This is a genomic window from Knoellia remsis, from assembly GCF_003002895.1.
GTDB lineage: Bacteria > Actinomycetota > Actinomycetes > Actinomycetales > Dermatophilaceae > Knoellia > Knoellia remsis.
This window is the reverse complement of the sequence record NZ_PVTI01000008.1, coordinates 18,493-31,237: the sequence shown is the minus strand read 5'-3', so window position 1 is coordinate 31,237 and position 12,745 is coordinate 18,493. Positions and strand designations below refer to the sequence as shown.

Below are 12,745 nucleotides of genomic sequence, written 5' to 3'. Positions count from 1 at the left end.
CCCGCTCGCGGTGCGCTCTCGCGCTGCGGTTCTCGCTCGGGTCAGGAGTCGAGGCCCTGCATGATCTCGCGCATGAGCTGCGCGGTCTCGGACGGCGTCTTGCCGACCTTCACGCCGGCGGCCTCGAGGGCCTCCTTCTTGGCCTGCGCGGTGCCGGACGAGCCGGAGACGATGGCGCCGGCGTGGCCCATCGTCTTGCCCTCGGGGGCGGTGAAGCCGGCGACGTAGCCGACGACCGGCTTGGTGACGTTCTCCTTGATGTAGGCCGCGGCCCGCTCCTCGGCGTCGCCGCCGATCTCGCCGATCATGACGATCGCCTTGGTGTCGGGGTCGGCCTCGAACGCCTCGAGCGCGTCGATGTGCGTCGTGCCGATGACCGGGTCGCCGCCGATGCCGATCGCGGTGGTGAAGCCGAAGTCCCGCAGCTCGTACATCATCTGGTAGGTCAGCGTGCCCGACTTCGAGACGAGCCCGATCGGGCCCTTGCCGGCGATGGTGTGCGGCGTGATGCCGGCCAGCGACTCCTCCGGCGTGATGATGCCGGGGCAGTTCGGGCCGATGATCCGGGTCGACTTGCCCTTGGAGTAGTTGTAGAACTCCGCGGTGTCCTTGACCGGGATGCCCTCGGTGATGACGACGAGCAGCGGGATCTCGGCGTCGATGGCCTCGATCGCGGCGTCCTTGGCGAACTTCGGCGGCACGAAGGCGACCGACACGTTGGCGCCGGTGGCCTCCATGGCCTCCTTGACCGACCCGAAGACGGGCAGGTCCTTGCCGCCGATGGTGGCCGTGGTGCCGGCCTTGCGGGCGTTGACGCCGCCGACGATGTTGGCGCCGGCGTCGAGCATGAGCGCGGTGTGCTTGGAGCCCATCCCGCCGGTCATGCCCTGGACGATGATCTTGCTGTCAGCGTTGAGGAAGATTGACATTGGTGTGCTGGTCCTTTGGTTCGTCTGCTGTCAGCGGGTCACTTGGCGGCGAGCTCGGCGGCCTTGGCCGCAGCGCCGTCCATCGTGTCGACCTGGGTCACGAGCGGGTGGTTCAGCTCGTCGAGGATGCGACGGCCCTCCTCGACGTTGTTGCCGTCGAGGCGGACGACGAGCGGCTTGGTGGCCTCGTCGCCGAGGATCTCGAGTGCACCCTTGATGCCGTTGGCGACCTCGTCGCAGGCGGTGATGCCGCCGAAGACGTTGACGAAGACGCTCTTGACCTGCTCGTCGTTCAGGATGACGTCGAGACCGTCGGCCATGACCTGGGCGTTGGCGCCGCCACCGATGTCGAGGAAGTTCGCGGGCTTCACGCCGAACTGCTCGCCGGCGTAGGCGACGACGTCGAGCGTGGACATGACGAGCCCGGCGCCGTTGCCGATGATGCCGACCTGGCCGTCGAGCTTGACGTAGTTGAGGTCCTTCTCCTTGGCCTTGGCCTCGAGCGGGTCCGCGGCAGCCTTGTCCTCGAGCGCCTCGTGGTCGGGGTGGCGGAAGTCGGCGTTGCCGTCGAGGGTGACCTTGCCGTCGAGGGCGATGATGTCGCCGGCCTCGCTCTTGACGAGCGGGTTGACCTCGACGAGGGTCGCGTCCTCGCCCTGGTAGACGTCCCAGAGCTTCTGCAGGACCGGGACGATCTTGGCGCCGGTCTCGGCGTCGAAGCCGGCCGCGTCGACGATCTCCTGCGCCTTGGCCTCGTCGATGCCGACGTTGGGGTCGACCTCGATCTTCGCGAGCGCCTCGGGCCGCTCGACGGCGAGCGTCTCGATGTCGACGCCGCCCTCCTTCGAGCACATGGCGAGGTAGGAGCGGTTCGTGCGGTCGAGCAGGATCGAGAAGTAGTACTCCTCGGCGATCTGCGCGCCCTGGGCGATCATCACCTGGTGGACGGTGTGGCCCTTGATGTCCATGCCGAGAATCTGCTCGGCGAGCTGCTCGGCCTCGTCGGCGCTCTTGGCGACCTTGACGCCGCCGGCCTTGCCGCGACCGCCGGTCTTGACCTGCGCCTTGACGACGGTGACGCCGCCGCTCTTCTCGCCGATGGTCTCAGCGGCCGCGCGGGCCTCCTGCGGCGTCGCGGCGACCGCGCCGGCGAGCACGGGAACCCCGTGCTTCTCGAACACGTCGCGTGCCTGGTACTCGAAAAGATCCACGGATTCGTTCCGTCCTCACGTTGTTCGTTTCGCCATCGCTTCGGATGACCGGTGGTCCGTCGGGCCGAGCCTAGCCCTGCCTCCACCACCCCACACCCGCGGGCCGTGGCAGCGACAGTCCCGAGCCCCGTGATTCTGGCGACACCACGCGTCACGACAGGCGGGGCGACAGGCGCCGAGATACCGTGACGAGACCATGGACGGTCCGACGCGCACGCATCCTTCGCGACGGGGACGCACCCCGGCCGGCGGACCGTCCGGCTCGACGGCCGCCCGCGCCACTGCCACAGCCGCCGCCCGAGCCACCGGAGGCAGCTCTCGGCTCGGGCGCATGTCCCGCGCCGTCGCGGCCGGCGCCACGGTCGTCCAGGGGCTGAAGCCGCTCTTCACGGCGCGCGCGGTCGCCGGCATGGCGATCGAGGGCGCGTGGCTCACCACCCACCTCGCGACCTACCCGCTCGGCATCTTCCAGGACCGCGCTCGCGGCGAGCGGGGCTATCGCATCGAGCATCTGGCGCCGGTGCAGCGTGGCCTGCTCATCTCCAATGTCGAGGCAGCCGGCACACCGATCCTGCTCGTGCACGGGCTCGTCGACAACCGGTCGATCTTCACGCTCCTGCGACGGGGGCTGAGCCGGCGCGGCTTCGACTCGGTCTACGCGATGAACTACTCGCCCTTCACCGCGGACGTGCGCACTGCCGCGGCGCAGCTCGGCGCCGAGATCGAGGCGATCGTCGAGGAGACCGGCTACGAGAAGATCCACGTCGTCGGCCACAGCCTCGGCGGCCTCATCGCGCGCTACTACGTCACCCGCCTCGGTGGCGACGAGCACGTGCACACGCTCGTCACCCTCGGCACGCCCCACCAGGGGACGTACGTCTCGTATGCCGCGCCGACGCGCCTCATCAGCCAGATGCGTCCCGGCAGCGGCTTCCTGCGCGAGCTCGACGAGCCGGCGCCGGGGTGCTCGACCCGGTTCATCTGCTACTGGTCCGACACGGACCTGCTCATCGTCCCGCAGACCGGAGGCGCCCTGCGCCACCCCGACCTCTCGGTGCGCAACATCCGCCTCCACGGGGTCGGCCACATCTCGCTCGCGATGGTCGGCGACGTCGTCCACGGCATCTCGACGGCGCTCGCCGAGCTCGACCCGGACGGCCTCACGGTGACCCGTGGGGTCACCTCGATCGGCCGGTCCCGCCCGCCCGTGTGACCCGCTTCACACGGCGCGCGCCAACGCGACGCCCGCGCGGCGGGGCGACCCGGCAAACATGCTGATCCCGGGCCCGCGACGCGCCCGAGCGCGGGAGGCGAGCGGACGGCATACCCACCCGACCTCGGTGGCAATTTCCACGATCGGCTTTGTATAACGGTCAGGTCACGCTACGGTGGTGCCTCCCGTGTCCCCTGCACGTGAGGTTCTCCTCCCTTGAGCTCTTCGTATCAAGGGCGCCACCGTGGCAAGCACCGCAAGCCTGCTGCGAACCGCGTCCCGCGCGCCCTCCACCCGGGCTTCGTCCTGCCCAGTGCCGCCGCTGCGGCGCTGGTCGTCACCGCCACCGGCGCCTCCGTCGCCGAGTCCGCGCCGCTGACGCTGGACCTCACCGCCGCCCAGGCCCAGACGGCCCGCGAGCAGGCCGCGACCGAGACCGCCCAGCAGGCCGACCTCTCCTCGCGCCGCCAGCAGGCGTCGATGCAGACCGCCGCCTTCCAGGGCCGCGTCGCCGAGCAGCAGCGCATCGCCCGGGACAAGGCTCGTGCCGCGGCGGCCGCCAAGGCCGCTGCCGCCGCGAAGGCCAAGGCCGAGGCGGAGAAGGCCGCTGCCGAGGCCGCCGCCGCGGAGAAGGCCCGCCGCGAGGGCAAGCGCTGGGTGCAGCCCATCGAGGGCGCCCGCTTCACCTCCGGCTACGGCATGCGCTGGGGCCGGATGCACTGGGGCAACGACTTCGGCGTCCCCACGGGCACCCCGCTGCGCGCGATGTCCAAGGGCGTCGTCAAGCTCGCCAGCTGGAACGGCAACAAGGGCAAGAACGTCGTCATCGAGTACTGGGACGGCACGCAGTCGTCCTACGCGCACATGAACAGCTTCTCCACCTACGAGGGCGAGACCGTCATGCCCGGTGACATCGTCGGCCGCTCCGGCAACACCGGCAACTCGACCGGCCCGCACCTCCACCTCGAGATCACCCCGCCCGGCGGCGGCAACCCGATCAACCCGGGTCCGTGGCTGCGCAAGAAGGGCCTGCAGTGAGCCTGGCCTGACGGCCGGGACCTGATCCCAGGGACACCCACGACGAAGCGGCACCCCGATCGGGGTGCCGCTTCGTGCGTATGCCGTGTCCTGCGTATGCCGTGTGTCCTGCGTATGCCGTGTGGTCGCCGGCGAGCCGCTCGTCCGTCAGAGCTTCTCGAGCGGCGCGAACCGGAGCAGGAAGCGCTTGACCCCGGTGTCGCCGCCGAAGTCGACCTCGGCCTGCGTCTTGTCGCCCTCGCCCATCGTGCGCACGACCGACCCCATCCCGAAGGTGTCGTGGGTGACCTTGTCACCGGGCGAGAGCGCGATGATCGGGCGGTTGCCGGGCGAGCGCACCCCGGGCCGGGCCGCGAAGGTCGCGACCGCCGGCCGCTGACCGCGGTGGCCGATCGCCGCGGCACCGCTGAGCTCACGCTCCCACTCGACGAGCTCGCCGGGGATCTCGTCGAGGAAGCGGCTGGGCGGGTTGTACTGCGGAGCACCCCAGGCCGAACGGACCGCGGCCCGCGACAGGTGCAGCCGCTCGCGCGCACGGGTGATGCCGACGTAGGCGAGCCGTCGCTCCTCCTCGAGCTCCTTGGGGTCGCCGAGCGAACGCAGGTGCGGGAAGGTCCCGTCCTCCATGCCGGTGAGGAAGACGACCGGGAACTCCAGGCCCTTCGCGGTGTGCAGCGTCATGAGCGTGACGACGCCCTGCTCCTCGGCCTCGGCCGAGTCGGGGATCTCGTCGGCGTCGGCGACGAGGGAGACCTGCTCGAGGAAGTCCTCGAGGCTGATGACCTCACCCGTCGCGGCGCGGCTCTCGTCGAACTCGCGCGCGACGGCGACGAGCTCGGCGAGGTTCTCGATGCGGGTCTCGTCCTGCGGGTCGTGGCTGGCGCGCAGCTCGGCAAGGTAGCCCGACTTCTCGACGATCGCCTCGAGCAGATCGGCGACGCCGGCGTCCTCGTCGTCACGGACCTTGCCGAGCTCCTCGAGGAGCGCGGTGAAGCCCTTCACCGCGGTCACCGAGCGGGTCGCGATGCCGGGGGCGTCCTCGGGCCGGCCGAGCGCCGCGACGAACGGGATCCGCTCGCGCTCGGCGAGCGCGGCGATGACCGCCTCAGCCCGGTCGCCGATGCCGCGCTTGGGCACGTTGAGGATGCGGCGCAGGTTGACCGTGTCCGCCGGGTTGGACAGCACGCGGAGGTAGGCGAGCGCGTCCTTGACCTCGCGCCGCTCGTAGAACCGGGTGCCGCCGACGACCTTGTAGGGCAGGCCGACCCGGACGAAGACCTCCTCGAGGGCACGCGACTGCGCGTTGGTCCGGTAGAAGACGGCGACGTCGCCGGGGCGCACGCCGTGCTCGTCGCCGAGCGTGTCGATGGTGCGGGCGACGAAGCTCGCCTCGTCGTGCTCGTTATCACCGACGTAGCCGACGACCGGCGCACCCTGGCCGGAGTCGGTCCAGAGGTTCTTCTTGCGCCGTGAGGCGTTGCGCGAGATGACGGCGTTGGCGGCGGTGAGGATCGTCTGGGTCGAGCGGTAGTTGCGCTCGAGGAGGATCGTGCGCGCGTCGGGGTAGTCCTCCTCGAACTCGATGATGTTGCGGATCGTCGCGCCCCGGAAGGCATAGATCGACTGGTCCGCGTCACCGACGACGACGAGCTCGCTCGGCGGCACGGCATACGTCTCGTTCTCGGCTTGGATGGGCTCGGTACCCACCAGTTCACGGATGAGCTGGTACTGCGCGTGGTTCGTGTCCTGGTACTCGTCGACCATGACGTGCCGGAACCGTCGCCGGTAGTGCTCCGCGACGTCGGGGAACGCCTGGAACATGTGCACGGTGAGCATGATGATGTCGTCGAAGTCGAGGGCGTTCGCCTGCCGCAGCCGGCGTTGGTATGCCGTGTAGGCCTGTGCGAGAAGGCGTTCCGTATGCGTGCCGCCGGGGTTCTCGGCGCTCGGCTCGCCGCCGACACGCGCGGCGTAGGTCTCCTCGTCGACGAGCTCGTTCTTGAGGTTGCTCACCTGGTGGCTGAAGGTGCGCGGGTTGTAGCGCTTGGGGTCGAGGTCCATGTCGCGGATGACCATCGACATGAGGCGCTGGCTGTCGGCGGCGTCGTAGATGGAGAACGTCGACTTCATGCCGACCTTGTCGGCCTCGCGGCGCAGGATCCGCACGCACGCGCTGTGGAACGTCATGACCCACATCGCCTTGGCGCGCGGGCCGACGAGGGCCTCGACGCGCTCACGCATCTCGGCCGCGGCCTTGTTGGTGAAGGTGATCGCGAGGATCTGCCCGGGCTGGACCCCGCGCGCAGCGAGGAGATGGGCGATGCGGTGGGTGAGGACGCGGGTCTTGCCCGAGCCGGCACCGGCGATGATGAGGAGCGGGCTGCCCTCGTGCAGGACCGCCTCGCGCTGCTCGTCATTGAGGCCCTCGAGGAGCACATCGGGGTCCGTCGAACGCACGGCCGCGCCCTCGCTGCTGCCCGGGCCCCACGCCGGAGCAGGCGCGCCGTCGGCGTCGTCGGACGTCGCCCACGTCGGCACGCCGGCAGCGTTGACGAGCGCCGCGTGGGCGCTGTCGTGGGTGGCGGGGTCGGCGTGCGGCTCGCCGAGCGGAAGGCCGTCGAAGAGGGTGCTCATGGTTGCCTCAACCCTACGTCGTGGCACCCACAGCCCCGAGCCCGTCATGCCCCCTACAGGGACGGGCCCGACGTCCGGGTGACGGACCCGATTCGGCGCGCGGACGGCATACCGGTAACCTTGCGGACGCGAAAGGGAGTAGTCCCCAACAGCCGCATCGACACACTGACCTCCGGGTCCGGTGCGGCCGGCCACCGCAGTTCGAGCGAACAGGCGTGGCGGACGAGACTTTCGACCAGTACGACGACCCATCAACCGGCGTCCTGGTCGAAGGACGTCCCCCGGCGCTCCTCGGTCAGGCAGCGAGGAGAAGCTCCACATGTACGCGTTCCTGCTCAGCACCGCGGTCATCTTCGTGGCCGAGCTCGGTGACAAGAGCCAGCTCATGGCGATGACGTTCGCCACTCGCTACACCGTGCGCCAGGTGCTCATCGGCATCACCATCGCGACGGCCATCGTCCACCTGTTCTCGGTCGCGATCGGCGCGTGGGTGGGCAACAGCTTCGCGCAGAGCCAGTGGATCATCTCGATCGCCGCCGGCGTCGCGTTCCTCATCTTCGCGGCGTGGACCCTGCGCGGTGACGAGCTCACCGAGGAGGAGGCCGACAAGGCCCGCCGCAGCACCGGCAAGGCGATCGTCGCCGTCGGTGTCGCGTTCTTCCTCGCCGAGCTCGGCGACAAGACCATGCTCGCGACGATCACCCTCGCCACGCAGGAGGGCTGGTTCGGCACGTGGGTCGGCTCGACGCTCGGAATGGTCCTCGCCGACGCGCTCGCCATCGGTGTCGGCGCCCTGCTCGGCAAGAAGCTGCCCGAGAAGGTCATCAAGTACGGCGCGGCCGTCGCGTTCCTCGTCTTCGGGGTGATCCTCATCGTCCAGGGCATCGCCGCCCGCTGACTCTCGCTACCAGCGGCGCAGAGCGTGACCAGGGGCGCGGCCATCGATGCGCCCCTGACCAGCTTCTGCGCCGGTGGCGCCAACGGCGCAGAAATGGTGCGTCGGAGCTCGCGTCAGAAGCCCTGCCAAGCCGGCTTCGCGGCATACGTCTCGCGGTAGTAGCCCGCGAGCTGGAGCCGGGAGGCCGCCGGCTCGTCGACGATGACGGTGACGTTCGGGTGCATCTGCAGGATGGTCGCCGGCCACATCGCCGAGATCGGTCCCTCGACGAGCTCGTGCACGGCCTGCGCCTTGTGGCGGCCCGCGGCGACGAGGACGATGTGCCGGGCCTCCATGATCGTCGCGACGCCCTGGGTGATGCAGTGCACCGGGACCGCGTCGACGTCGTCGTCGAAGAAGCGGGCGTTGTCGACACGCGTCTGGTGGGTCAGGGTCTTCAGGCGCGTGCGTGACGCGAGCGAGGACCCGGGCTCGTTGAAGGCGATGTGCCCGTCGCTACCGATGCCGAGGATCTGGATGTCGACGCCGCCGGCGTCGGTGATGGCGCGTTCGTATGCCGCGCAGGCGGCGGGAATGTCGGCTGCGGACCCGTCGGGGCCGTGGACGTTGGCGGTGTCGATGTCGGTCTTGGTGACGAACTCGTCCTCGATGACGTTGCGGTAGCGCTGAGGGTGGTCGTCGGGCAGGCCGACGTACTCGTCGAGGTTGAAGCCGGTGCAGTCCTTGAGAGTGAGCTCGCCGGCGGCGACGCGGCGCCCGAGCTCGTCGTAGATCGCGAGCGGGCTGGAGCCGGTGGCGAGGCCGAGGATGGCGTCGGGCTTGGCGGTGACGGTGTCGGCGACCGCTTGCGCGCCGAGGACGCCGATCTGCTCGGGTGAGTCGACGATGACAACTTCCATGGCGTCATCCTCTCCCGCGGAGGGCCCGCCACGCCTGACGCCACCACGGCTGCGGCGGTATCCCCGGTGGTGACGGTCGCCGGCGGTCACCGGGCTTGGGACCGAGCCTCAGCGCGAGCGGGGCGAGGAGCAGGCCGGCCACGAGGGTCAACCACCGGGGCGGTCCGTGCACCGATCCCACGTCCCACGACCCCGCCCACCACACGAACAGGCCGAACCCCACACCGGCAAGCACGCCGCCGCCGAGTCGGAGCGTCCAGTCGTACTTCGGCCGGCCGGTGCCGAGCCAGCGGCCTTCGCGTCGCACGGCCAGGGCCATGAGGGTCCACGGGATGACGCCGAGGTTGAGGGCGAGGAGCCCGAACAGGAGCAGGGTCGTGCTGTTCAGCAGGACCGGGTTGGTCCAGGGGCCCGGCTCGAGGACCCCGGTGAACACCGCAGCGAACACCGACCCCCCGGCGGCCGCGACGCCGATGCCGACGGCCATCTGGGTGAGGCCGTGGCGCCAGCTGAAGGGCTGCCACTGGGCGGCGTAGTCGACCGGCTGTCCGAAGGCCTCGACGGGGTCCTGCCCGGTCGTCGCGACGTGGTCCTCGACCTCCGCGACGACCTCGCGCACCTTCGCCTCCGGCATCCCGTTGAGGCGGAGCTGGTCGGCGAGTACCGACCCGTAGTCGCTGTCGGGGAGGCGCAGCGGCGGCATGGGAGCAGGCCCGGGGCTGGTGTCGGACATCGTCATCTCCTTCTGAGGAGGCTAGGCATCAGTCGGTCTCCAGTGCGTCGTTCATGCTCTTGGCGAAGGCGCGCCAGCCCTCGCGTCCGGCCGCGAGCTCAGCTCGCCCGGCGTCGGTGAGCCAGAAGTACTTCCGGCGCGGGCCGGCGTCTCCGTCGCCCCACGTGCTCTCGACGAGCCCGTCGTCCTCGAGCCGGCCGAGGAGCGGGTAGATCGTCCCGCCCTTGAGCCCGTCGAAGCCGCGGTCGGCGAGCGCGGCCATGAGCGTGTAACCGTATGCCGTCCGCTCGCGGGCGAGGGCCGCGAGCACCGCGAGGTCGAGGACGCCCTTGAGCCACTGGCTCTGGCGGTCCTCGCGCGTTCCCCTGCTGCGTGGCACGGCTCGATCGTTGCGCAACCTAGATAGCAATGTCAACTAGTGGGCGGCCGTAGTCCCGGTGCGCAGTGCTCTGATCTTGCGTCGTCCTTTGGACCAGCCCGTGGCCCAAAGGACGACGCAAGATCAGAGCATCGGAACGACACGGCATCCGCAGCCTGACGCCCGACGTCGCCCACGAGTCGGCGCGCGGACGGCATACGGTGACTCCATGGCCTCGAAGAAGGGTGAGTTCGGCGAACCGGTGTTCCTCGACGTCGCGGGGCACGAGGTGCGGATCTCCAACCCGAACCGGCCCTACTTCTCCGAGCGCGGCGAGACCAAGCTCGACCTCGCGAACTACTACCTCGCGGTCGGCGACGGCATCGTCAATGCCCTGCGCGAGCGGCCGACGATGCTGCACCGGTTCCCCGACGGCGTCGACGGGCCGAAGGTCCACCAGAAGCGCCTCCCCCGGGGCGCCCCGCCCTGGGTCGAGACCGTGCGGCTGCACTTCCCGCGCTACGGGCTGCACGCCGACGAGCTGTGCCCGACGAACCTCGCCGAGATCGTCTGGGCCGTGCAGATGAGCACCGTCGAGTTCCACCCCTGGAACGTCCGCCGCGCCGACGTCGACCGCCCCGACGAGTGGCGCATCGACCTCGACCCGATGCCGGACGCGCCGTTCGACCGGGTGCGCCGGGTCGCGCACGTCGCCCACGAAGTGCTCGACGAGCTCGGCGCGACCGGGTTCCCCAAGACGAGCGGCGGGGGTGGCCTGCACGTCTACGTCCGGATCGAGCCCGACCACGAGTTCGCGGACGTGCGCCGCGCCGCCCTCGCCTTCGCCCGCGAGGTCGAGCGGCGCGCCCCCGACGACGTCACGACGACGTGGTGGCGCAAGGATCGCGACCCCGCCGCGGTTTTCCTGGACTTCAACCAGAATGCGCGCGACCACACGATCGCGAGCGCCTACTCGGTCCGCGGCAACCCTGCCGGGACGGTGTCGACGCCGATCCGCTGGGACGAGGTCGACGACGTCGAGCCGCGCGAGCTGACCATCGCCACCGTACCGGCGCGCTTCGCCGAGCTCGGCGACCTGCACGCCGACATCGACGACCACGTCTTCGACCTCACGCCGCTGCTCGAGTGGGCCGAGCGCGACGAGGCCAAGGGTGCCGAGCCGCCACCCGAGCCCGAGCCCGAGTCCGAGCCGGACGACGCGTGACCGGCCACTCATGACCGGCGAGCCCCTCGACCCCCACCCGGTGACGGGCCAGCTGTTCCCCTCACCCGTCCCGCCCGGCAGCGGTTGGCCCACCGACCCGGGCTCCCGGGACACCCCCATCGCCCACGACGCGGCCGAGGTCGTCGAGCTCGCCGCGACCGCCCCAACCCTCGCCGAGCTCGATGCCCGCGTCTCCGTCTGCCGCGCCTGCCCGCGCCTCGTCGACTGGCGCGAAACCGTTGCGCGAGAAGGGCGCCGGGCCTCCTTCGCCGACCAGCCCTACTGGGGCAGGCCGGGCCCGTCCTTCGGCGACCCCGACGCCGACACCCTCATCGTCGGCCTCGCGCCCGCGGCCAACGGCACGAACCGCACCGGCCGGATGTTCACCGGGGACGCCTCCGGCGACTTCCTGTATGCCGCGCTCCACCGCACGGGGTACGCGAACCAGCCGACCTCGGTCGGCGCGGGCGACGGGTTGGCCCTCACCGGCATACGGATCGTTGCCGCCGTGCGCTGCGCGCCGCCCGCGAACGCGCCCACCCCGGCCGAGCGCGCGACCTGCGCGACCTGGCTGGGACGCGACCTCGACCTCCTCGGTGACCGGCTGCGGGTCATCATGACGCTCGGCGAGATCGGCTGGAAGGGGGTGCTCGCGGCCACGACGTCGCTCGGTTGGACCGTCCCCCGACCGCGCCCGAAGTTCGGCCACGGCGCCGAGGCGACCCTGCACACGCCCACCGGCCACCCCGTGCGGCTCGTCGGCTGCTACCACGTGAGCCCGCACAACACGTACACGAAGAAGCTCACGCCGGCGATGCTCGACGACCTGCTCGAGGACCTGAGGTCGGATGACTAGGCCAGAAGTTTCCTATCGGTAGCCCATCCGAACCATCTTTGCCGCTCGGGTCGCGACCTGCTGCGCTCCTCCGTACGTTCGTGAGACATGGGACCCCTGAACACCGGTAGCCTCCCGTCCTCGTCGCTCCAGCGACGTGATCTCGTCGTCGGCAGCGCGTGGGCCATCCCCGCCGTTGTCGCCGCCGTTCCCGCCGAGCCGACCACCTGCTCGGTCGATGACCGCAAGTACTACAGCGCCGACCTCCAGATCCGAAGCACGACCACCACGAGCACCAACGGACACACCGTCGGGACGTTCACCCTGCGGATCTGCAACAACGGCACCCTGCCCATCCCGGTCGGGACGCAGTACACCGTCGTCCTCTCCGCCGAGAAGTCCCCCAACGACCCGGGCGGCGACAAGAACATCGCCGTCTCGTCACCGACCAGCACGGGGGCGACGGTGACACCGTCCGATCCGGTGACCCTCAACCCCGACGGGCCGGTGACGTCGCGGACCTACACCATCACCACGACGACCCCGATCGCGGTGGGCTCGTGCACCGAGGTCACGTGGTCGATCGACACCGTCACCGGCATCGGTGCCACCAAGCTGCGGATGACGGCCAAGTGGGTCGTCTTCGGGGGCGGCGCGTGCTCGTTCCCGGCCAACGGCAACGAGCAGTCCGTCACCGGACTGTGGGGCAAGGACGCCACCTGACGCTGGACCGCACCACCCCTTGACAGGCTGGTAGTCGCAGATGCGGCGG

General features: G+C 70.5%; 12 protein-coding genes. 6 read left to right on the top strand and 6 right to left on the bottom strand.

All coding sequences use genetic code 11. The features are described 5' to 3' along the window. Window positions 1–41: 41 nt before the first annotated feature. Together sucD and sucC are read right to left on the bottom strand one after the other, a co-directional pair. Window positions 42–929, bottom strand: a complete 888-nt coding sequence (gene sucD, locus BCF74_RS06400) for a succinate--CoA ligase subunit alpha (protein WP_106297128.1) — start codon at window positions 927–929, stop codon at window positions 42–44. 38 nt (window positions 930–967) lie between these two features. Further along, complete coding sequence (sucC, locus tag BCF74_RS06395) at window positions 968–2,140, bottom strand: ADP-forming succinate--CoA ligase subunit beta (protein WP_106297127.1); 1,173 nt, start codon at window positions 2,138–2,140, stop codon at window positions 968–970. A gap of 331 nt (window positions 2,141–2,471) precedes the next feature. Here sucC and BCF74_RS06390 point away from each other — a divergent pair, with 331 nt between their 5' ends. Together BCF74_RS06390 and BCF74_RS06385 are read left to right on the top strand one after the other, a co-directional pair. After that, window positions 2,472–3,353 carry an esterase/lipase family protein gene (locus BCF74_RS06390; protein WP_106297126.1) on the top strand — a complete coding sequence of 294 codons (882 nt, stop codon included), beginning with the start codon at window positions 2,472–2,474 and terminating at the stop codon, window positions 3,351–3,353. A gap of 216 nt (window positions 3,354–3,569) precedes the next feature. After that, window positions 3,570–4,391, top strand: coding sequence for a M23 family metallopeptidase (locus tag BCF74_RS06385; RefSeq protein ID WP_106297125.1), 822 nt, complete (start codon window positions 3,570–3,572; stop codon window positions 4,389–4,391). A gap of 147 nt (window positions 4,392–4,538) precedes the next feature. Here the strand turns inward: BCF74_RS06385 and pcrA are convergent, their stop codons facing one another. Beyond that, on the bottom strand, window positions 4,539–7,025 hold the full coding sequence (gene pcrA, locus BCF74_RS06380) for a DNA helicase PcrA (RefSeq protein WP_106297124.1): 2,487 nt from the start codon (window positions 7,023–7,025) through the stop codon (window positions 4,539–4,541). Between the two features lie 319 nt (window positions 7,026–7,344). On the opposite strand from pcrA, the gene BCF74_RS06375 reads away from it, so the two are divergent. Then, window positions 7,345–7,923 (top strand): TMEM165/GDT1 family protein, encoded by a 579-nt coding sequence (locus BCF74_RS06375; RefSeq protein ID WP_106297123.1) that lies wholly within the window; start codon window positions 7,345–7,347, stop codon window positions 7,921–7,923. Window positions 7,924–8,036: 113 nt separating this feature from the next. On the opposite strand, the gene nagB is transcribed toward BCF74_RS06375, so the two are convergent. The 3 genes from nagB to BCF74_RS06360 are packed head-to-tail and all read right to left on the bottom strand — an operon-like array spanning window position 8,037 to window position 9,934. Further along, window positions 8,037–8,822, bottom strand: a complete 786-nt coding sequence (gene nagB / locus BCF74_RS06370; RefSeq protein ID WP_106297122.1) for a glucosamine-6-phosphate deaminase — start codon at window positions 8,820–8,822, stop codon at window positions 8,037–8,039. 4 nt (window positions 8,823–8,826) lie between these two features. Beyond that, window positions 8,827–9,555, bottom strand: a complete 729-nt coding sequence (locus tag BCF74_RS06365) for a hypothetical protein (protein WP_146132887.1) — start codon at window positions 9,553–9,555, stop codon at window positions 8,827–8,829. Between the two features lie 28 nt (window positions 9,556–9,583). Beyond that, window positions 9,584–9,934 (bottom strand): PadR family transcriptional regulator, encoded by a 351-nt coding sequence (locus BCF74_RS06360; RefSeq protein ID WP_106297120.1) that lies wholly within the window; start codon window positions 9,932–9,934, stop codon window positions 9,584–9,586. Between the two features lie 208 nt (window positions 9,935–10,142). Here BCF74_RS06360 and ligD point away from each other — a divergent pair, with 208 nt between their 5' ends. From ligD to BCF74_RS06345, 3 genes are all read left to right on the top strand, one after another. After that, window positions 10,143–11,138, top strand: coding sequence for a non-homologous end-joining DNA ligase (ligD, locus tag BCF74_RS06355; protein ID WP_106297119.1), 996 nt, complete (start codon window positions 10,143–10,145; stop codon window positions 11,136–11,138). A 10-nt stretch (window positions 11,139–11,148) separates the two neighbouring features. Next, window positions 11,149–11,994: a uracil-DNA glycosylase gene (locus BCF74_RS06350; RefSeq protein ID WP_106297210.1), complete on the top strand. Its 846-nt coding sequence runs from the start codon at window positions 11,149–11,151 to the stop codon at window positions 11,992–11,994. Window positions 11,995–12,081: 87 nt separating this feature from the next. After that, window positions 12,082–12,696: a hypothetical protein gene (locus BCF74_RS06345; RefSeq protein WP_106297118.1), complete on the top strand. Its 615-nt coding sequence runs from the start codon at window positions 12,082–12,084 to the stop codon at window positions 12,694–12,696. Window positions 12,697–12,745: the final 49 nt, after the last annotated feature.